This is a genomic window from Gardnerella bretellae, from assembly GCF_048545135.1.
GTDB lineage: Bacteria > Actinomycetota > Actinomycetes > Actinomycetales > Bifidobacteriaceae > Bifidobacterium > Bifidobacterium greenwoodii.
Genome location: NZ_JBKQXU010000006.1, coordinates 37,171 through 59,343, shown reverse-complemented (window position 1 = coordinate 59,343; position 22,173 = coordinate 37,171). Strand labels below are relative to the sequence as shown.

Sequence of the window (22,173 nt, the reverse complement as noted above, 5' to 3'; positions counted from 1 at the left end):
GCGATACAATAAACGGTAGTAAAACAGAGCAGTGGAAAATAAGCGCGTTACTTAAAAAGAACGTTACTTAAAAAGAACGCCAGAACGTTACTTAGAGTAAGTGCTATGCGAAACAATTCGTGGAAATACGAGGGAGTGCAAGTCATGGATGTGCTAAAGCCTAAAATTCGTGCAGATAAAAACATAAAAATGGGCATTACTTTGCGCAAGTTTAAAATGCTTGGCGCATTCATGATGATGCTTAGTGCATTTAGCGCTCCCGTAATACCGCATTTGTTCGGCGGCTTGCGCAAAGATAACATGCTTGCTCTTACATTCGCGGTTCTTTGCGAAGTAGTTAGCTGGACTGCGCTGCCATGGTATGCGTGGATTCTTATGCGCGGGTATCACAATACTCATGACGTGAATCTTTATATATTGCGACTTTTGATTTTGGCAATAATTTGCGAAGTGCCGTACGATCTTACTACATCCGGTTGCGCGTTTGATTTGCGCTCGCAAAATCCAGTGTTTGCGCTCGTAATTGCGCTGTTTGTTCTTATGGGAATTGACATGGTTCGAGAGCGTTTTAGCGGTTTTTTGCGCAGTGTTGCGTATGCTGCAGTAGTAATTGCAGGATTATTGTGGAATATTATTGGCAAAGTTTATGTGCGTCAACAAATTTTCTGGGGAGGCGCGCTATTCCTTGTGTTTGTGCTGATTTTTGAGCTGATGCAAAAGCATGAAATTCGCATGGAGCTGATTTCCGGCATGTTTGGCGCCATGTCGATGCTTGCGCCAGGCATTGGTGTGGCAGTGTTGCACTATCGCAGCCCTTATGGTGACGGGCATAAGGATTCGCCAGTATTTCGCTGGACAATGTACGCATGGTATCCGGTAATGCTAGCGATTGCAGCATTATTCGCAGTATTCGTCAAATAAAAACGTGCGTTAATTAATAAAAAGCAAAGGTGCAAAAATGGACTTTTCCAAGTCGGGAATTTTTTATAAGTACGCAACTGATTCAAACGCAAAGGCTCAGGATACTCAGGTAATTAAAGGCGAAAAGTGGCGAATTACAGTTATTACAGATTCGTTGTTGCGTCTTGAGTGGAGTGACGACGGAAAGTTTGTTGACAATCCTACGCAAACTGTAATCTGTCGCAATTTTGCTCACAAAAGCTCGGATGCTCAGCCTCAATTTAGTGCGCGCAAAAACGAAAACGGATGGCTGGAAGTCGAAACTGAAAAGCTGCATCTTACTTATAATTGCGAAGCTTTTAGTAAAGAAGGATTAAGTATTGTTGTGCGCGGAGTGCCGTGTACTCAATTTAACACGTGGCATTACGGCGACGCGTGCCCGGGAAATCTTCTTGGAACTTTTAGAACTTTGGATCAGGCTAACGGCCCGGTAAAACTTGGTAAAGGAATACTTTCGCGCGACGGATGGTCTGTTTTAGACGATTCTGCAACTTGCGAAATTGCTCCGGCTGAGGAAATAAATGGCAAACCAAACCCGTATGGGGCTTGGGTTAAGTCGCGTGCGCAAAAAGTTAGCGAGCAATCAGGAAGATATAAAGACTTATACTTCTTCGGCTACGGACACCACTACATTCAAGCAATTCAAGACTTTTATAAGCTTACGGGTGCTCAGCCGCTGCTGCCGCGTTTTGCGCTAAGCAATTGGTGGAGCCGCTACTATCGCTACCGTCAAGACGAATATTTGCAATTGCATAATCGTTTTAAGCGTGAAGGCATACCTTTTAGCACGGCTGTTATTGACATGGATTGGCATGTGACGGATGTTGATCCGAAGTATGGGTCCGGTTGGACTGGTTACACGTGGAACGAGGAGCTTTTCCCGGATCATCGCGCTTTTTTGCGTAAACTTAACGCGGCTGGACTGGCTCCAACTTTGAACTTGCATCCGCGCGACGGAGTGCGTGCGTTTGAAAAAGATTATGCGCAAGTTGCTCAAGATGCTGGAATTGATCCGGCGAGCGGTAAAGTTGTGGAATTTGATTTAACGAATCCACAATTTGTTGAAGCTTACTTCAATATGCATCATCGTATGGAAGATGAAGGCGTGCGATTTTGGTGGATTGATTGGCAGCAGGGTGGAGTTACGCGCGAGCCTGGTTTGGATCCGCTTTGGATGCTGAACCACATGCATTATGAGGATGCTGCGCGCGACGGCCGCTGGCCGCTTACATTCTCTCGCTATGCAGGGCCTGGTTCGCATCGCTACCCAGTTGGATTCTCGGGAGATACCGTTACTACTTGGGATTCCCTTGCTTTCCAAACTTACTTCACTTCTACAGCCTCGAATATTGGCTACGGATGGTGGAGTCACGATATTGGCGGGCACATGCTTGGCGTTAGAAATAACGAGTTAGAAGCGCGATGGTACGCTTTCGGCGCGTTTAGTCCTATTAATCGTTTGCACTCGACTTGTTCGCCGTTTGCTGGAAAAGAGCCGTGGAATTTCCCTAAGGAGACTCGCGAAGCAATGGTGAAAATGCTTCGATTGCGCGCGGAACTTTTGCCATACGTTTATACGATGAATTATCGTGCAGCTTTTGAAGGCAGGCCGATTATTGAGCCAATGTACTGGCAGTCGCCGGAAGTTGGCATGGCTTACGAAATTCCTAACGAATACCGTTTTGGAAGCGAGCTTATAGTAGCGCCGATTACTTCGCCTAACGATGCTGCTACTTTGCGCGGATGCGCTGGAGTTTGGTTGCCTGAAGGTGACTGGTACGATTTGTTTGACGGGCGCAGGTACGTGTCTCGCGGCTGGAATGGTCGCAGGTTTGAAGCGTGGCGCGCGATTGACCGCGTTCCTGCTTTTGCGCGTGCTGGAGCGATTGTGCCTACGCAAGTTTTGCCAGAAGTGGCAGATTGCGAGCGTAGTGCTGAGATTGCTGAATCTGTTAATAGTGTTGAAAATCCTCGTAATTTGCGCGTGCTCGTGTTCCCTGGAGCTGACGGCGAATTTGTGATGCGAGAGGACAACGGTGATTTTGCTGCAGCGTCCGCTGGTAATACCGCCGACACACGTATGAATTTTGTGTGGCGAGACGGCAATAGTTCTTCGCAATTTATTATTTCCGGCGTAGAAGGTGCGGAGGCTGCCGTAGAATCTGTGCCGCAAAAACGCAACTGGAATGTTGTATTTAGAGGAGTTGCTTGCGCAGATTTTGCGCACGTGCGCGTGTTTGTTGGGAGCCGAGAGCTTAACGCAAGCGAGTTTGCAGTTTCTTATGAAGGCGAAGAGTCAACTTTGAGCTTGTCGGTTTCTGTAAAAGACGTGCCGGCTCGTTCGGAAGTTCGCGTAATTGTTGACGGCGGATTGCAAATCGCTGCCGACCCTAAAGTCGGCGACGCTTACCGATTACTGCTTCAAGCGCAAGTGCCGTACCGCGGTAAGGAAATGGCTTTTGATGCAGTGCGAGATGCTGGCGGAAGGGCAAGCGCTATTGCTGCAATCTCAGCTCTTGAATACGAAAACGAATCGGAAGCAGAAAAGTATCGCAACAATGTTGATATGCTTAACGCTTACGCAACTGATCAGCCTTCCGTAGTTAAGTGGGCGCAATGGCGTTGCACGCTGCCTGTTTCGGTAAAGCACGCGCTTGAGGAGATTTTGCTGCGCTCGGTTGAGTGAGTAGGTCTGTTTATTGGCAAACATACTCTATGAAAATTGACTGCGAAATGGTACAATTTATCATTGACTGACTGCATAGATGCAATAAAATACGCTAAAAGATTGCTTTATGCAGGAATATACATTGACGCATATTTGGATGCATTTTTAAATGCGTACAATGCATAATTTACAGCCTAGAGAGCATAAGTGCATTTTGAAGAGGAGGAATTATGGGTTCAAAGTCTGTAAAGCGCGAGAGCAAGGTAATCTTGGATGCTTCTGTTAGCAGCGCTATTGCGAAGGCTGTGGATGCGCGCAAGGTTGCGGTGTTTACTATAGGCGCTGCCGGTGTGCTTGCAGGTGCTGCGTTGGCATTTAGCGTGACTCCTGCGAATACTGCAATGGCTGCGGAGATAAAAGCACAGGTTGTTCAGAGTGATGCTCAAAAAGGCGAGCAACAGAAGAATGAGAAACCAGTTAGCGATAAGCAGATTCAGAAGAAGAATGTGACTGAAACTCCTGAAAACCAAATGGGGGGGGGGTCTGCCTTCTAAGAAGGATGTTGAGCAAACTAAGGTAGAGAAGCCTGAAGTAGAAAAGACTCAATCAAAACAAACTGAAGATAATCAGCCTAATGCAAATAAAGCCGAGGCAGAGCAGCCTAAGCTAAAATCTGCAGCTTCGCCATTTATGGTATTGGCTTCTAATGCTGATGGTGAAGGCGATAACAATGATGAAATGCCGCCAATCTTCCCAAATACTGATCTTAATTTTGATAAGCCAGTAATCAAAGATCCTGAGCATTTGACTGATTCTGAAAAACTTGAGATTAGGAAGCGTGTAGCTAAAGCGAATAATGTCTCCGTTGATAAAGTGACTTTTGGTGACAACAAGCAAATTGTTATTAATTTTGGGCAAATAATTCCAGGGCAGGGTGACTATACAGACACAATTAACTTGGATGATGCAATCATAAAAGAGATTGCCGAATCTAAGATTACCATCCCTTCTGGCGATAATGCTGTGCCTGTGTATAATCCAATCGCTTTCTCGAATGATGAATTTAATCACATTAAGGAAGCTGTGTATAAAGCAAATAAAAATAATAGTGAACTTGGTCTTACAGACGAAAATTACAGTAGTGCAATTACGGTTAAATCAAAAATCAGTGGTGATTTAACTAGGACCGGTAAAGCAAACGAAGGTATTTCTAACGGTATGACAGAAAATACCATAACTGTTACAATCAAGACCGACAAAGCGTATGTGCAATTTACTTCGAATATTAAGAATCACAAGCTTACACGCGTAGTTGATATTCGTAAGGACTATAAACTTGAGTGGACTAAGCAGCAAATGGATGGGCGCAGCACCGATGAAGGTTTTAGCTGGAGTAGTGACAAGAATACGCTTATTTACCGCTACGATGCCACTAAAGCGCAAAAATTCAACACGGAAGATGTTATTAAATATTTGAAAGCAACGCCAAAAGACGCCACTTCTGGTTTGCGCACAATAATTGGCGGAGAGAAGCTTGCTAGCGAAGGCAGAAATGGTAAAGGGCAAAGATCTAATATGCACTATTTGCTTGATGATCAGGACAACCCAACAACTTCGCTTACGATGGGCAATATGAGCGGCCCGTATTGGAATGGTAATCCTGCAATTGATAATTCGGATCGCAATTTAGATGACCATAATTCAGATGTACAGGATTATCATTTTGGTCAAGATGCCCATATGCAGCTTGCTGCTAAGAGTGGCAAAGTTTACCCAGCTCATTTGTATTTATCTCCGTATGATTATTCATACTTTAAGCTTGCAGTTTCAGTTAACTCTATTAACTTACTGTTTGTGCCGCAGCCTTCGCATGACAAAGATAAGTTGAAGGAGTCGATTGATGAGTATACAACTGCACAGGTTGAGGACAAAAAAGTGCCAACTAAGCCAAAGTATTACAATGCGTCGGATACTTTGAGGAATAATTACGATACTGCGCTTAGTGAGGCCAATAATCTTTATAAAGACGTTAAAGATACTGCTAAAGAGAATCTTACAGAGCAGCAGAAAGCCGATATTGATAACGCAGCTATTAAGCTAAATAAAGCGTATGAAGCGCTTAATGGTGATCCTACAGATAAGAAAGATCTTAATAAAGATATTACGGATCAGGGGACTGCTGCAAATGCACAGGGCGCGGCTGCTACTGGAACGCATGCAACTGATAGGTATAAGAACGTAGCTAATCCGCAATTTAAGAAAGCGGATGGTTCGCCTGATACAGAGAAGAATAATAAAGCTACTCAGGCAAAAACTGCGTACGATGAAGCTCTTGCAGAAGCTCAAAAAGTAAACGCAAACCAGTATGCTACGCAAAAAGAAGTAAACGCTGCCAAAGAGAAGCTTGATAAAGCGCGCAGAGCATTGGATGAGTTTGAAACCAACAAAGATAAGTTGAGCGAGATTATTTCATCTGATGCCAAGGTGAAAACTGGTACGTCTGGTGATATTTCAACAGCTGATCCTGCGTATCAGAACGCCACAGAAGAAGAGCGCAATAAATACAATGAAGCTGTAAAGAAAGCGCAAGAGCTTTTTGCTGACCCGAATGCTTCGCAAGCCGATGTTGATTTGGCTATTGTGCAGCTTAATAATGCCAAGAAAGCAATTGATGCTAAGGCAACGAATAAGTCTGTTCTTGATGCGCAGGTTTTGCAAAGTCATGACCACGACGGCGATGGTGAAAATCAGAAGAGCGTTTTCTATAAGAACGGTACCTACGACAAATACTTTGATGACAATCTTCCTGAAGGTTTAAATAAGGAAGAAGCTAAGCAGTACGCATCTAAGTACGATGAGGCTCTACAAAAAGCAAAGGAAGTTATTAATAATCCTAAGGCAACGCAAGCGCAGGTAGATGAGGCGCTCAACAATCTTAAAAAAGCCGAAGAGAATTTGCATAAGCTTAAAACAAATAGCTATGACTTAATTCAGACCCTTGCAAATAATTTCAGTGGCAATAAGCTTCCTGCATACTTTAACGCGTATGAGGAAAGCCAAAACGGTGCTGATGCTAATAAAAAGACGCAGGCTGGTAAGGACTTTGTTGCATATAACGATGCGTACGCGGAAGCTAAAACTATTAAGCAAAGGATTGATGCTGCCACAACAACTACCATTTTTACGCAGGAAGAGATTAATGAAGCAAAAGCTAAGCTCGACAAAGCGCGCGATGCTATTGTAACCTATGCAACTAAGCCGTCTGCTTTGCAAACTTCTGCAGATCAAGATGGTGTGACTCAAAACACAACTGCTTACAAGAATGCAAAAGCGTTGGCTGATAAGGCAAACGATACATCGCTTACAGGGGAAGAAAAAGCTAAAGCAGATGCAGCTAAGAAGATTGTTGATGAGTATACCGCTGCACTTGCTGCTGCAAAGAAAGTCCTGGAAAACAAGGTTGATAAGGACACAGATGCACAAGGCAAAGAAATAACCAAATTAGACGGTGAAGGTGAGCCAAGCTCTGCAACATTTCTTAACGGCGTGCAAAAGCATCCTGAAAACAAGGCTTTGCAGGCAGATGTTGATGCAGCTCTTAAGCGCTTAGATGCCGCGCGCGCTGCACTTTCTGCTTACGCTACCAAGAAGGATGATTTGCGTAAGTCGGTGGATGCTGATGCAGACACCAAGCAACTGCCTCAATATAAGAACACGGATAGCCCTGTGTTTAAGAACAATAGCGGCGATGCAGATGGAACAAGGAACGGCAAGGCTTCTGCTGCTAAAACAGCGTACGATCAGGCTCTTGCCGATGCTCAGAATGTGCTTGCAAAGCAAGACGCAACGCAAGTGGAAGTAGATGCTGCGCTTAAGAATCTTGATGCAGCGCGTAAGGCTTTGGACGCATACAACACTGATTTTGCTAAGCTTAAGGAAAGTGTTGGCAAGAACGGTGAACTTAATGCAGATGGTAGTGCAAAATCCGAAGGAACGCTCACGTCTGACGCATATAGGAATGCTTCTAATCCGCAATTTATGAAGAATGATGGTTCTGGAAATCTTGTTCCTGATGCGGGTAGAAATAACGCAGCTGCCGCAGCAAAGACAGCGTACGATTCTGCACTTGCTAAAGCTAATGAATTGCTTGCAAAGAATAAGGATGCTAATACTCCTGCGGAAGAAAGGCCAACACAAGCGCAGGTAAATGATGCTCTTGCTGCACTTGAAGCGGCTCGAACAGGGCTTGATGTATATAAGACCAATTCTGCAGATCTTAAGGCTGAAACTGAAAAGTCTCAGGCAGAAGGTGCAACCGATGAACCTGCTGCTGATAAGTTTGAGCACAATCTTCAGATTAACAATGCAAAATATCTTCTTGAAAAGCTTAAAAACAACCAAGATTCTCTTGCATACAAGGACGCAAAAGATAAGCTTGATGCTTACGATGCTGCATTAAAGAAAGCGCGCGAACTTGTAAAGAATTCTGAAGATCAAACGCTTAGTAAGCATCCAACTCAGCAAGAAGTTGACGATGCTCTTGCGGCTTTGAAGAAAGCAAAGTCCGACATTGAAAACGATGCGCAGTTCAACACTGATAAATCTTCATTGCAAAATGAGGTTGACGGTAAAGATAAAGACGGCAAAGTAATTACTCCGAAGTTCGAAGATACTCCAGAGTTTAATAATGCTGCTGGTTCTAGTGCTGCTACTGCGTATGCAAAGGCTTTAGCAGACGCAAATAAGGTTCTAAGCGATACAAACGCCACGCAAAAGCAGGTTGATGAAGCTTTGAAGGCTTTGCAAGATGCTAAGAAAGCTATCAGCCAGTTTAGTACAGATAAATCTAAGCTTCGAGACGAAGTAGAAGGTAAGGATTCTGACGGCAACATAATAACTCCAAAGTTCAATGAATCTGCGGAGTATAAGAATGCTGAAGCTAAGGCTAACGCAACTCCTGCAGACGAGGATGCGAAGAAAGATCTTGAAAATTACACGAATGCTTTAAATGAAGCTAATTCCGTGCTAAATGACTCCTCTGCTAGCCAGTCAGCTGTTGACGCGGCTTTGAAGAGGCTTCAAGAGGCTAAGAAGAAGATTGCCGATTCTAACAAGACTGATAAGTCTAAGCTTCAGTCCGAGGCTGACGGCGACGCTGACTTCCGTAAGTCGCCGTACTTCATAATTGGTAGTAGGAGTGATATTTCCGAGTATGAGAAAGCTTTGGCTGAGGCTCGTCGCGTGCTTGATGATCCTAATGCAACTCAGGCTCAGGTTGATGAGGCTTTGAAGAGGCTTGCTGCAGCTAAGAATAAGATTAATAATCCATTCGGTCGTGGCGGAAATGGAAGTGGCTCTGAATCCGGCGCTGATTTTGGTTCTGATTCCGGAAATAGCTTTGGATATAGCTACGGCAATGGTTATGGTCACGTTTATGACTCTGACGGTTTAGGCGATTCTTCCAATGGGTCTGCAGATAAGTCTGCTTTGCGCGCAGAAGTTGCAGAAGCTGAAAATATTAATGCTGGTAACGCAAACTCTGCTGATTCGGAGGCTGTGGCTTACAAGCAGGCTTTGGCTGAGGCTAAGAGCGTGCTTAACGATCCTAATGCTACGCAGGCTCAGGTTGATGCGGCTTTGAGGAAGCTTCAGGCGGCTAAGGCTGCGTTGCTTAATAGTTTGAGTGGCGCATCTGGTCATAAGATTGCTAAGACTGGTGCTGCAACTGACTTGTTTGCAGGATTTGCTGTAATCTTCGCTGGTCTTGGTGCTGCAGGCGTGGCTTCTCGCCGTCGCAAGCACTCTAAAGAGTAACTTCTAGCGTCGCTCCAAACGTGAGGTATGTTTCCCGCGTTTGGAGCGAAATTTATCTTCAAACGCTCCAAATGTGAGGTAATTTCCCCGCGTTTGGAGCGAAACTTATCCTCAAACCCTCCAAACGTGAGATAAGTTACGCGCGTAGTGCTTAGTTTTACCGCTTGACATGCCGTCTCAATTAACAGATTTTTTGTAAAAGTGTTAGAATGCTACACGGTAGTGTGACGAAAATCACATAATTTCGTCACGTCTATCTGTAGCGTTTGTAATATCGCTAAAGTTGGCAATATTGCAGTGCTTTACAATCGCAGTTTTGAAGGTCAAAGCTACGAAACGCGGGAGCTTGTTCTATACAGGCTGAGAGGGCGAAAGCCGACCGTAAACCTGATGCGGGTAATGCCGCCGTAGGGAAGGAGTATATATGCGAAATATTCGTATTATTGGTGCAGGTATTATTGGTTTAGCAACAGCGTGGAGACTTACGGAAGCTGGCGTAAAAGTTAGCATAATTGATCCGGATCCAGTCTCTGGCGCTTCTCACCATGCTGCCGGCATGTTAGCTCCTACCGCAGAAATGCAATATCAGCAAGAAGCGTTGTATCCACTTATGTTTGAGTCCGCAACCATGTATAAGGAATTGGTTGATTCGGTTGCAAAGTATACTGATAAGCCAACCGGTTATTTAGAGTGCGGCTCTTACGTAATCGGCGGCGACGCTGCAGATAACGAGCACGTGAATGAGTTGCTAAACTTGCAGCACCGTTACGGACGTAGAGCTGAGCATATTTCTGTGAGTAAGCTTCGTGAAATTGAACCTGCTCTTTCGCCAACTATTGCTGGCGCTGTAAGCGTGCCGGACGATCATCAAATCAACCCTCGTCTTTTCACTGCAGCAATGATTGATGCACTCGAAAAGCGCGGTGTTGTTATTGAGCGTCGTGCAAGCACTCCAGACGATTTGGGTCCAGACACAGTTTTGGCATCCGGCTTGGGTGCTAAGGATATGCTTCCTCAGCTTAAGCTTCGCGCTGTGTGGGGCGATATGATTCGTATGACTATTCCAGAGCCTTTGCGTCCAATTTTGAGCTCCGTGGTTCGTGGATTTGTGCATGACCGTCCAGTTTATTTGGTTCCTCGCGCTAAGGAAACAGGCGAGCTTGTGCTCGGCGCTACTTCTCGCGAAGACGACCGCGATATTCCAAAGGTCGGCGGCGTGCTCGACTTGCTTCGCGATGCCGCAAGCGTGCTTCCTGGCATTCAGGAATGCTCGATTACTGAGGTTACCGCTGGCGGCCGCCCTGGAACTCCGGACGATTTGCCATTCATTGGTATTGATCCTAAGACGCATACTACGATTTCCACCGGTTACTTCCGTCACGGCATTTTGCTCACCGCTTTGGGCTCTTCTTTGACTACAAAGCTTGTGCTTGAGCAAGAGTTGACCGAGAAGGAAAAGGGATTCTTGGAAAGCTGCGATCCTGCTCGATTCTAGTAGCTCAAGTTTCTAGTAACGCAAGTTTTAGTTGCGCACTTTTAATAGACGTTAATAAAGGTTGAATTATGCAAATCGTCGTCAATGGTGAAACTATTGAAGTTCAAGATGGGTTAACTGTTGCTGAGCTTATTGCTCAACGTTACGGTTCGGATGCTGGTCCTGGCATAGCTGTTGCAATTGGCGACGATGTGCTTAAGCGCAATCAGTGGGCATCGACTGTGATTTGTGAAGGGAATCAAATTGAGATTCTCAGCGCAGTTCAAGGCGGCTGACGCTTACAAAATATTAAATTTTCAATAAAAGGCTTAAAATGACAGAAAATAATTCTGAAAATAATGCAGAAGAAAGTGCCGATACTTGGCAACTTTGTGGTAAGACCCTACACTCAAGGCTTTTGCTTGGAACTGGCGGCATGACGAGCATTGATATTATGGAAAAGTCGCTTGTTGCTTCGGGTGCGGAAGTAGCTACGGTTGCTTTGCGTCGTCACGCAAAAACTGGCGTAGATATTTATGGAATGCTTCAGCGTCATAATATTAACGTTTTGCCAAATACTGCAGGATGCAAAACTGCACATGACGCTGTGCTTACTGCAAAAATGGCTCGCGAATCTTTAGGAACCGATTGGATTAAGCTTGAAGTTATTGCAGATGACGATACTTTGCTTCCAGATACTCGCGAAGTTTTGCTTGCTGCAGAAAAGCTTGTTGAAGAAGGCTTTAGCGTTCTGTGCTATACGAATGATGATCCGATTGTGGCTCGTCGTTTAGTTTCGCTTGGCGTGAAGGCTGTTATGCCTGGTGGTGCTCCAATTGGTACTGGTCTTGGTATTTTGAATCCTCGAAATATTGAGCTGATTGTGCGCGAATGCAAGGAAGCTGGCGTTCCTGTGATTTTGGATGCCGGCGTTGGCACTGCTTCCGACGTTGTTAAAGCTTTTGAAATCGGCTGCTCTGGCGTGCTTCTTGCAAGTGCTGTAACTCGCTGCCCGGATCCTGTGAAAATGGGTCGCGCAATGGCTGCTGCTGTAACTGCTGGCAAGCTTGCTCACGATGCTGGACGTATTCCAATGCGAAATCATGCTCTTGCTTCCTCGCCTGTTGAAGGTCGCGCTTGGGCTGATTCCGTGCTGTAAATTTCGTACTATGAATTTCGGCATAATTATTTGAGCATGACGATTAATAAAATTTACGACAACCTGCAGGAGCTTGAGGCGGAGCGCACTTGCCGCCACTTGCTCCTGCCGGGCTTTACTCTTGAGCATCAACAATTACTTCGAAATGCAAAAATCTGCATGGTCGGTGCAGGTGGACTTGGTTCTCCATGCCTGCTTTCGCTTGCTGCAGCAGGAGTTGGAGAAATTACGATTTGTGACGACGACGTTGTTGAGCTTTCTAACTTGCAAAGGCAGACTTTATACACTGTTGATCAGTGTGGCCAATCTAAAGCGCAGCTTGCAGCTAAACGTCTGCAAGCACTATCTCCCGGACTAAAAATCAACCTTATACCTAGGTTTAATGAAGATAACGCGAAGCGTCTTGTAGAAAATCATGACTTAATAATTGATGGTTGTGATAATTTCGCTACGCGCTTTTTGATTGCGGATGCCGCCTGGAGCGCAGGAACGCCTGAAGTTTATGGCTCGGTGCTTTATTATGAAGGTCAAGTAAGCGTTTTTATGCCTGGTGAGGGGCCGTGCTTGCGAGACTTGTACCCTTGCCCTCCACCTAAAGAAACTGTGCCAAAATCGGCAGTATTGGGCGCGACTGCGGCTATTGTTGGCGCAATGATGGCAACTGAAGCAATCAAACTTATAACAGGTATTGGCACACCGCTTATTGGCGTTTTAGCGCGCTACAACGCATTAGATAACTCTTTGCGTCGTTTTAAGTTTGGCATGTGAATTTTTCCTTATATTTTGCACATCTTACAAAACTTGAGTCTAGTTGTATAAAGTTTTTTGTAATTTTTGGGAATAAAAGTTGACTTTTATAAGTTGAGTGTAGTAGGCTCAAGTTTTGGAAAGTAAAAAAGCTGATGATTTACCTAGTTTCCAAAAAGGAACCTAAATAGAGCTCAGCTTACGTAACTACAAAACTTAAAAGAAAACGTAATTGCACAAAATGTGCAATACCTAGTTAAGGAGAAATTATGGGACGTGCAGTAGGTATTGATTTGGGAACAACCAACTCTTGCATTGCTACTCTTGAAGGCGGTAGCCCAACCGTTATTGTGAACGCTGAAGGAGCTCGCACTACACCATCTGTTGTGGCATTTAGCAAGTCAGGCGAAATTCTGGTTGGTGAAGTTGCTAAGCGTCAGGCTGTAACAAACGTTGATCGCACTATTAGCTCTGTAAAGCGCCACATGGGCACTGATTGGACTGTTGAAATTGATGGCAAGAAGTGGACTCCACAAGAGATTTCTGCTCAGGTTTTAATGAAGCTTAAGCGCGATGCAGAAGCCTACCTTGGTGAGCCTGTAACCGATGCTGTTATTACCTGCCCAGCATACTTCAACGATGCTCAGCGTCAGGCAACTAAGGACGCAGGTAAGATTGCAGGCTTGAACGTGCTTCGTATTATTAACGAACCAACTGCTGCAGCTTTGGCATACGGTCTTGAAAAAGGCAAGGAAGACGAGCGCATTTTGGTATTCGACTTGGGTGGTGGTACTTTCGATGTGTCCTTGCTTGAAATTGGTAAGGATGACGACGGCTTCTCCACAATTCAGGTGCAGGCCACAAACGGCGACAACCACTTGGGTGGCGACGATTGGGATCAGAAGATTATCGACTGGCTCGTTGGCGAAGTTAAGAACAAGTACGGCGTTGATTTGAGCAAGGATAAGATTGCTTTGCAGCGCTTGAAGGAAGCTGCTGAGCAGGCAAAGAAGGAGCTTAGCTCTTCTACTTCCACCTCAATTTCTATGCAGTACTTGGCAATGACTCCTGACGGCACTCCAGTGCATTTGGATGAAACTTTGACTCGTGCTCACTTTGAGGAAATGACTTCCGACTTGCTCGGTCGCTGCCGTACCCCATTTAACAACGTGCTTTCTGACGCTGGAATTTCCGTAAGCCAGATTGATCACGTGGTTCTTGTTGGTGGTTCTACTCGTATGCCAGCTGTGAAGGATTTGGTAAAGGAACTTACCGGCGGTAAGGAAGCTAACCAGTCCGTGAACCCAGATGAGGTTGTTGCCGTTGGTGCAGCTGTGCAGTCGGGTGTTATTAAGGGAGACCGCAAAGACGTTCTGCTTATTGACGTAACTCCACTTTCCTTGGGTATTGAAACCAAGGGCGGAATTATGACTAAGCTTATTGACCGCAATACTGCAATTCCTACGAAGCGCTCGGAAGTATTCTCCACTGCTGAAGATAATCAGCCATCCGTGTTGATTCAGGTTTACCAGGGTGAACGTGAGTTTGCTCGCGATAACAAGCCTCTTGGCACTTTTGAGTTGACTGGTATTGCTCCAGCTCCTCGTGGCGTTCCTCAGATTGAAGTTACTTTCGATATTGATGCTAACGGCATTGTGCACGTTTCCGCTAAGGATAAGGGCACTGGTAAGGAGCAGTCCATGACTATTACCGGTGGTTCTGGCCTTCCAAAGGACGAAATCGATCGCATGGTGAAGGAAGCTGAAGCTCACGAAGCTGAAGATAAGAAGCGTAAGGAAGAAGCTGAAGTTCGCAACCAGGCAGAATCTTTTGCCTACCAAACTGAAAAGCTTGTGAACGATAATAAAGACAAGCTTTCCGACGAAATCTCCAAGGAAGTTACCGAAAAGGTGAACGCTTTGAAGGAAGCTTTGAAGGGTGATGACGTTGAGAAGATTAAGTCTGCTCAGAGTGAGTTGATGACTTCTGCTCAGAAGATTGGTCAGCAGCTTTACGCTCAGCAGGGCGCTGCTGGTGCTCAAGCTGGTCCTGCTGCTGGTGCTCAGGCTGGCGCAAATGCTGGTGCTGAATCTGCCTCTAAGGATGATGACGTGGTTGACGCCGAAGTGGTGGACGACGACAAGGACGATAAGGACAACAAGTAATGTCCGATTTTAACACCAACGAATATTTGCAAGGAATGGAAGATTCTGACTCGCTGGATGTAAAACCTGCAGAAGATTCTGCGAAGACTTCTGCACAGTCTTCAAAGCAAGCTGAAAACGTGAATCGTGCAGAAACGGATGACGCTCAGTATGATGCTAATGTTTCTGCGGATTCTGCAGATTCTGCGGATTCTGCAAATGTCGCAAATTCTTCTGAATCTTCTGAATCGAAAGATAGTAAAGATGCAGACGACAGCAGTTTAACGCCTTTAGGTAAAGCCAAAAAAGAGGCTGCTGAATACTTAGAAGCGTTGCAACGCGAGCGAGCAGAGTTTATTAACTTCCGCAATCGTTCTGCGAAAGAGCAGGATCGTTTCAGACAGCATGGAATTATCGACGTGCTAACAGCATTGCTTCCAGCTTTGGATGATATTGACCGTATTCGCGAGCACAGCGAAATGGATGATTCGTTTAAGGCTGTTGCAACCAAGATCGATAAGGCTTTTGAGAAGTTCGGCGTAGAAAAGTTCGGCGAAAAAGGCGAAGACTTTGACCCGACCAAGCACGATGCTGTTTTACATCGTCCTGATCCAGACGCTACAAAAGAAACTGTGGACGCTGTGGTTGAGGCGGGGTATCGCATAGGAGATCGTGTTATTCGCGCAGCTCGTGTGGTCGTTTCTTCACCAAGTAATTCCTAACGAAACTCTGAGTTGTAACTTTATTGCATAAAACTTGCTCGTGCTAGCTCATAAGAGTTGGCACGAGCAGGCTATATTTGGTCAAAAAAGCGAAATAGCCAATGTGCTTGTAAAGAAAGGAGGCACAAATGGCTGAAAATGAGTGGTTAGCTAAAGATTTTTATAAAGTTTTAGGTGTCTCCAAAGACGCTGACGAAGCAACGATTACTAAAGCGTATCGCAAGTTAGCGCGTAAATATCATCCGGATTTGAACAAAACAAAAGAAGCTGAAGAAAAGTTTAAGGACGTTTCTGAAGCTTATGATGTTCTAAAAGATAGCCAAACGCGCCAACGCTACGATGCTATTCGTCAATTTGGTGCAGGAGGTGCTCGTTTTGCCGGCGGCGCCGGGGGAGCAGGCGGATTTGATGCGTCAAGCTTCTCGGATATTTTCTCCATGTTTAATGGAGGAGCCGGTATGGGCAACATGGGCGGAATGGGCGGAAACGGCTCGCGCATTCGTTTCGCAAGTAGTGGCGCTGGTCCAAATATGGGTGATATTTTCTCCATGTTTGCCGGTGGACGTCAAAATTCTGGTGCGTCTGGATTCCAAAGCGCGAACAGTTTTGGAGACGAGCAATACGAAAGTGCGCAAAACCAAAATGTGCCTACAAAAGGTGACGATATAACAACAGATATTAAACTCACTTTTAAGCAGGCATTTAAGGGTGCTACTGTTTCGCTGCGTGCAGCCGGATCGACTTTTAAAACGCATATTCCAGCCGGAGTAAAAAACGGTCAAAAAATTCGTTTAAAGAGTAAAGGAAAGCCAGGAAGATTTGGCGGTTCTGCAGGAGATTTGTACCTACAAGTTCATGTAGAAGAATCTAATAAATTCACTTTGCGCGCAAACGATTTGGTCGCAACTCTTCCGGTAACTTTAAGTGAAGCTGTGCATGGTGCAAAAGTTACGCTTAATGACGTAGATGGTAATCCTGTTACGTTTAAAGTTCCAGCTTGCTCATCTAGCGGAGATGAGGTTCGTGTGAAAGGCGCTGGAGTTCCGGGAGCAAATGGCGATTTCGTTGGTCTTGTGCAAATTCGCCTGCCACAACGAGCAAATATGTTGCTTAAGCGTGTAGCAAAAGAATTTGATAAGACTGCCGGCGAATCTTACGCGGAAGAAATTAATAATTTGAGACAAAAATAGTGTAAAAATAAATTAAGAAAAGTAAAAGTAAAGTAAAGTAAAGGAAGGCGTGCTATGACACCTATAACGCGTGAAACTAAAGCACTGTATGAAATGTGCGCAGTTGCTTTAGTGCGTGGTAGTGCAACGCTTGACGGCGCGGACGAAGTAGGTTTTACAATCGATTTGCCAATATTTACCGTCAGCCATGTAGCGCGCCTTACCAATACTCATCCGCAAACCCTTCGCCAATACGATCGTTTGCGTTTAATCATGCCTCAGCGCACAGAAGGTGGCGCTCGCAGATACTCTTTGAGAGATATAAGCAGAATTGTACAAACGCAGCATTTAAGTCAAAATGAAGGTATCAATTTAGCTGGAATTATGCAAATTCTGGATCTGCAAGAAGAAAATCGACAGCTTAAAAGGCAAGTTCGTCATTTAACAGAAGCTGCAGAGTCTTCAGAGCGCAATATTTTTGCTGCAAACGCAGATGGCGACATTGTGGAAATGCAGCGTTCGCGTAATGCTCGGCGCTGGAGACGAGATATTCGCACTGAGCGCCGAGCTTTGCCGTCGTCTTATTCGTCATCAGAGTATGCAGATGCAAGTGATAATAACGCAATTAAAGACGAGAAATCTGTTGTTCTTTGGCGCGCTTGGCGCGTTTAATAACAATATTTTCAAGAGTTTTTGCGCTCACGCCTTCATATCCATTAAGCTCAGCGTGGTGCTTGCTTTCGGAAATATTTGCGCGCGAAAAACCAGTTTGCGCAACTACAGTAGCTCCCGAATTAACTGCAGCAGTAAGACCAGATAAAGAATCTTCTATGATTACGCAGTGAGCCATTTGTTCAGCGATTTCTTCCGCGCTTCCACAAATACCAACCATTTTTCCAGCAGCCAAATATGGTTCAGCGCTTGGCTTAGGCTTAAAACCATCGTCGCCACAAACGTATCCATCAAAAGCGCCTTCTGGAGCATGCTTAACAATATTTTCTACTAGGCAACGCGGCGAATTGCTGACTAAAATAGAAGGAATACCAGCATTTGTGAGGCTTTTAAGAAGGTCTAGAACTCCTGGAATCCACGGAACGCGCTCAGCTTCGCGAGCTGCAACGTAATCTACCATCCCTTTGCCGATTTCTTCTACTGTAAGTTTAGTTCCGGAAGGAATCATTTTATTTGCAACTGTTTCCAAAGATCCGCCAGAACATTTCCAAGCTAAATCTTCATCCCAATATCCGCCGTATTTTTCTACTAAATAAAATTCAGACTCGTGCCAATACGGTTCCGAATCAATAAGCGTGCCATCCATATCCCAAAATACTGCACGCAAAATATTCTTGCTCGATTGTGTGTTTGTAATTTTTTCTGATTTTTCAGTCTTTTGTTCCACTATTTATAATTCCTTATACTTTCTGTAATTACTGCCCGCTGTGTGGCGTAGAAGCGTCGGACTGGCTTTCGCCAGTGTTTCCAGATTCCGAATTTCCATAGCTGCCACCGTAACTATTTCCGTAGTTTCCGCTATTTGTATAGCTATCCCACGGATTATCTGAACGATTAATATGGTCAGGGTCTAAATCGTCTTTATCTTTATCCTTATCTTTATCTTTGTCCTTATTTTTATCTTCTTCATCTTCATCATGAGTGTAAGCATGTCGATCGCCTAAGCCCCACGTGCCGTCCGGCCCACCAATCTTACCAGTATCTTTTACTTCAGGGAATTTAGCAACAGGAGTTCCTGCTACAGCTTGGCGCATGTACCTAGTAAACAAGTGAACAGGGTAGTCGCTTCCGCCAAGATACCCGTGGAATGGCTTAATTACTTGCGGGCTGCCATTTGCGTCTGGATTCCAAATTGCAAAAGCAGTAACAATATTAGGCGTAAATCCTACGAAGCTTCCAGCGGTTTCATCGTTTGCTGTTCCAGATTTACCAGCTACAGGCCTTCCAATTGATCTAGCTTCGGTTGCAGTACCGTGTTGAACTACTCCAACCATTGCTTTTGTGGCTAATGCGGCATCTGTTGGCGAGAAAACTTGCTTTCCAACAGTTGGCGCACGATAAAACTCTTTGCCATCAGGATTCTTTACACTAGCAACAATATGCAAATCTGGGCGTCTGCCTTGATTGGCAAAAGTTGCGTAAGCGCGCGCTATTTCGCTTACATGAACCGAATCATTACCGAGTACGGTAAACGGATTTTTACCATTAACTCTCTTAGGGTTTAGTCCTGCAGTAACGGCGGTATGCGCAACTTTTTTAACGCCAAGTTTACTCTGCAAATCCATGTAAACCGTATTAACGGAATCTGCAGTTGCCCTGTACAAGTTAATCATGCCGTAGCTTGCGTTCGCAAAGTTTCCAACAGGTTTTTCAATACCGTCAAACTTGCGCGGCGAATTTCCGTTGAACATTGTGTCAAGACTTGTACCTGCTTGAATTGCGCCAATTAAAGCAAAAGGCTTCATTGTAGATCCAGGCTCATAAAGTGCTTGAGTTGCGTTATTTAACTGTTTTGTTAAATAGTCGTCGCCTGCATAAACCGAAATAATCGAGCCGTCTTTTGCGTTTACGGAAATTCCGCCAATTTGCAATCCTTGCGGCACAATCCCACGTCCGCCTTGAGAAGGGCTTGCAACGTTAAACATTAAATCTTGTTTAGACTTATCAATCGTAGTAATAATGCGGTATCCGCCGCTATCGAGATCTTCCTGGCTAAAAGCACCATTACTAGTCAACTCGTCGCGAACCATGTGCAGCAAGTAGCCTTGAGGGCCTGCATACATATTTCGCGTAGTTTGTGTAATTGTTTTTGGAATTTCAGCTTTTGCCGCCTGAGAAGCCGTAATGTAGCCGTCTTTTTTCATAATTTTCAGCACTCGCTTAAAGCGAATCTTGGCTTCTTTAGGGCCGATTGCAGGATCCCAACTACTTGGAGCAGGAATTATGCCCGCCAAAAGAGCTGCTTGAGATAATGTTAAATCTTTAGCTTCTATGCCGAAATAAGCTTTTGCTGCCGCTTGAATACCGTAAGCGCCTCGTCCAAGATAAATAGTGTTCATGTAATTGCATAAAACAGTATCTTTATCTTGTGTTTGAGCGATTTTCAAAGCCAAAATAGCTTCGTGAAGCTTACCGAGATACGTTTTAGTTTCGCCAAGATAGTAGCGTTCAGCGTACTGCTGCGTAATGGTAGAGCCGCCCCAGCGCCCGCGTTTAGTAACGTTATGAATAAGAGCACGGCCAATTCCCTTAAAATCAATTCCACTGTCTTGGTAGAAGGAGCGGTTTTCTGAAGCAACTATTGCCTGCCCAACGTACTTAGGAAGAACTGAACAATTAATAATCTCACGGTTTTGTTCAGCAAAAGACCCTAACTCTGTTTTTCCATCTGCGTAATAAACCTTGGTTTTATCTGCCATCGCAACTTTGTCAGGAGCAGGTATGTCAGTAGTTGCGTACATATAAGCAAAAATTGCTGCGCCAATCAAAATAGGTACAAAAATTAGTATTAGCGCCCAAAAAATAATAGGATGCCTTCCGCGCCAAGTTTTTCTGCGCTGCTGACGAGTGTATGCGCGTGAGCGTTCTCGTCTTGATCCGCGGTTGCTATTGCCGGAACCTGAAGAATAATATGAGTCGTATGAGCCTTGTCTACGAGGGGGAAGCGAGGCTGGCATATTCGTATTTTTTTGTGATTGTGACGATACGCTTCTTGTATCGTTTTTGCGCGAATTAGACGCTCGTCTTCCAGCTTTATTTACAACCATACATTCCACCGTAGCGCCCGGTATTGAATTTTTCACAGAAATTACATGTTTCGGCTTAGAAACGACTGAAAATCTCCCATATTGCACATAATGCTTATAGAAATAGTATTATGAAATGTGTATGAGTGCGGCATAACGTAATGCCGCTGATTTTTTGCAGGCAAGGAGTCTATATGAGCATCCGCGTTGCCATTGCCGGAGTAGGTAATTGCGCTTCGTCGCTGGTTCAGGGCGTTGAATATTACAAAAACGCTGATGACGGTGAGAAAATTCCAGGGTTGATGCACGCTGTTTTTGGACAGTATCGTGTGCGCGATATTGAGTTTGTTGCAGCATTCGATGTTGATTCTCTAAAAGTTGGGCATGATTTAAGCGAAGCAATTGGCGCTTCGCAGAACAATACTATTCGTTTTGCTGACGTACCAAATTTGGGTGTGGAAGTTATGCGCGGCCCTACTTACGACGGCTTAGGTGATTATTATCGCGAGATGATTGACGAGTCCGAGGCTGAGCCTGTTGACGTAGCTCAAGTTTTGCGAGATAAGCATGTTGATGTGCTTGTTTCTTATTTGCCAGTCGGCTCCGAAGAGGCAGATAAAGCCTACGCAACATTTGCAATGGAAGCTGGTTGCGCTTTCGTAAATTGCTTGCCGGTATTTATTGCATCCGATCCTGAGTGGGCGCAAAAGTTCCGCGATGCCGGAGTTCCTATTATTGGTGACGATATTAAAAGCCAGGTGGGTGCAACTATTACTCACCGTGTTATGGCTAGACTTTTTGAAGATCGTGGTGTGCGTTTAGACCGCACATACCAGCTAAATGTTGGCGGAAACATGGACTTTATGAACATGCTTCAGCGCTCAAGGCTGGAGTCTAAAAAGATTTCTAAGACTCGCGCAGTAACTTCAATCGTTCCTCACGAAATGGATGAGCATAATGTTCATATTGGCCCATCCGACTACGTTGCTTGGTTGGATGACCGCAAGTTTGCTTTCGTGCGTTTGGAAGGAACTACTTTTGGTGATGTTCCTTTGAACTTGGAGTACAAGCTTGAAGTTTGGGATTCTCCAAACTCTGCCGGAATTGTTATCGATGCTGTTCGAGCTGCAAAAATCGCTTTGGATCGTAAGCTTTCTGGCCCGATTTTGGCTCCAAGCTCCTACTTTATGAAGTCTCCTGCAGTTCAGCATGAAGATAACGAGGCTCGTCAATTAGTTGAGCGTTATATTGCTGGCGAAGTTGAAGCGGATGAGCTGCAGCTTAATGCCGATGTTGAAGAAGCGAAAGAGCGCGGTAAAAGCGTTTGGAGAGCCTAATTTATTGCTAATAGTAGCTATTAGTTGACTTTTATTTTCTATTACTCGTTATTACTACTCGACATGTAGCGAAAATCGTGTAATATAGTTAGAGCCTCCGCGTGGCACTACGTCACCCAATCCCCCCAGGGCAGAAATGCAGCAAGGGTAAGTGGCCTCTGGTGGGTGCGTGGAGGTTTTATTTTATTCAAATTTTATTATGCGCAAAACTCGCGCTGTCA

The 22,173-nt window shown here is 44.9% G+C and carries 15 protein-coding genes and 1 other RNA gene; 14 read left to right on the top strand and 2 right to left on the bottom strand.

Features of this window, described 5'->3' with window-relative positions; genetic code table 11:
• Positions 1 to 144 precede the first annotated feature (144 nt).
• From ACJV7B_RS05455 to ACJV7B_RS05400, 12 genes are all read left to right on the top strand, one after another.
• Positions 145 to 921, top strand: a complete 777-nt coding sequence (locus tag ACJV7B_RS05455; protein WP_119521535.1) for a TraX family protein — start codon at positions 145 to 147, stop codon at positions 919 to 921.
• 37 nt (positions 922 to 958) lie between these two features.
• Positions 959 to 3,646: a glycoside hydrolase family 31 protein gene (locus ACJV7B_RS05450; RefSeq protein ID WP_419389150.1), complete on the top strand. Its 2,688-nt coding sequence runs from the start codon at positions 959 to 961 to the stop codon at positions 3,644 to 3,646.
• 212 nt (positions 3,647 to 3,858) lie between these two features.
• A complete protein-coding gene (locus ACJV7B_RS05445) occupies positions 3,859 to 4,182 on the top strand; it encodes a hypothetical protein (protein ID WP_419389149.1) in 324 nt (107 codons plus the stop codon).
• 136 nt (positions 4,183 to 4,318) lie between these two features.
• Complete coding sequence (locus ACJV7B_RS05440) at positions 4,319 to 9,442, top strand: hypothetical protein (protein WP_419389148.1); 5,124 nt, start codon at positions 4,319 to 4,321, stop codon at positions 9,440 to 9,442.
• 424 nt (positions 9,443 to 9,866) lie between these two features.
• Positions 9,867 to 10,937 (top strand): glycine oxidase ThiO, encoded by a 1,071-nt coding sequence (gene thiO / locus ACJV7B_RS05435; RefSeq protein ID WP_004129299.1) that lies wholly within the window; start codon positions 9,867 to 9,869, stop codon positions 10,935 to 10,937.
• A gap of 68 nt (positions 10,938 to 11,005) precedes the next feature.
• Entirely contained in the window at positions 11,006 to 11,212 is a 207-nt protein-coding gene (gene thiS, locus ACJV7B_RS05430) for a sulfur carrier protein ThiS (protein WP_116794455.1), read from the top strand.
• 38 nt (positions 11,213 to 11,250) lie between these two features.
• On the top strand, positions 11,251 to 12,075 hold the full coding sequence (locus tag ACJV7B_RS05425; protein WP_165844151.1) for a thiazole synthase: 825 nt from the start codon (positions 11,251 to 11,253) through the stop codon (positions 12,073 to 12,075).
• Between the two features lie 36 nt (positions 12,076 to 12,111).
• A complete protein-coding gene (locus ACJV7B_RS05420; protein WP_410313859.1) occupies positions 12,112 to 12,843 on the top strand; it encodes a HesA/MoeB/ThiF family protein in 732 nt (243 codons plus the stop codon).
• Positions 12,844 to 13,091: 248 nt separating this feature from the next.
• Positions 13,092 to 14,987: a molecular chaperone DnaK gene (gene dnaK / locus ACJV7B_RS05415; RefSeq protein WP_419389147.1), complete on the top strand. Its 1,896-nt coding sequence runs from the start codon at positions 13,092 to 13,094 to the stop codon at positions 14,985 to 14,987.
• Positions 14,987 to 15,688 (top strand): nucleotide exchange factor GrpE, encoded by a 702-nt coding sequence (gene grpE / locus ACJV7B_RS05410; RefSeq protein ID WP_419389146.1) that lies wholly within the window; start codon positions 14,987 to 14,989, stop codon positions 15,686 to 15,688. The genes dnaK and grpE overlap by 1 nt, the downstream gene beginning before the upstream one ends.
• A 128-nt stretch (positions 15,689 to 15,816) precedes the next feature.
• Positions 15,817 to 16,878, top strand: coding sequence for a DnaJ C-terminal domain-containing protein (locus ACJV7B_RS05405; RefSeq protein ID WP_419389145.1), 1,062 nt, complete (start codon positions 15,817 to 15,819; stop codon positions 16,876 to 16,878).
• A 54-nt stretch (positions 16,879 to 16,932) separates the two neighbouring features.
• On the top strand, positions 16,933 to 17,529 hold the full coding sequence (locus tag ACJV7B_RS05400; protein WP_119521522.1) for a heat shock protein transcriptional repressor HspR: 597 nt from the start codon (positions 16,933 to 16,935) through the stop codon (positions 17,527 to 17,529).
• Here the strand turns inward: ACJV7B_RS05400 and ACJV7B_RS05395 are convergent.
• On the bottom strand, positions 17,483 to 18,256 hold the full coding sequence (locus ACJV7B_RS05395; protein WP_419389144.1) for an HAD family hydrolase: 774 nt from the start codon (positions 18,254 to 18,256) through the stop codon (positions 17,483 to 17,485). The genes ACJV7B_RS05400 and ACJV7B_RS05395 overlap by 47 nt on opposite strands.
• Positions 18,257 to 18,284: 28 nt before the next feature.
• Positions 18,285 to 20,636 (bottom strand): transglycosylase domain-containing protein, encoded by a 2,352-nt coding sequence (locus ACJV7B_RS05390; RefSeq protein ID WP_419389143.1) that lies wholly within the window; start codon positions 20,634 to 20,636, stop codon positions 18,285 to 18,287.
• A gap of 173 nt (positions 20,637 to 20,809) precedes the next feature.
• Between ACJV7B_RS05390 and ACJV7B_RS05385 the strand changes: the two genes are divergently transcribed.
• The gene (locus ACJV7B_RS05385) at positions 20,810 to 21,952 is read left to right on the top strand and encodes an inositol-3-phosphate synthase (protein WP_004129278.1); all 1,143 of its coding nucleotides are present in this window, start codon (positions 20,810 to 20,812) and stop codon (positions 21,950 to 21,952) included.
• An 88-nt stretch (positions 21,953 to 22,040) separates the two neighbouring features.
• Positions 22,041 to 22,137, top strand: an RNA gene (ffs, locus tag ACJV7B_RS05380) — signal recognition particle sRNA small type.
• Positions 22,138 to 22,173: the final 36 nt, after the last annotated feature.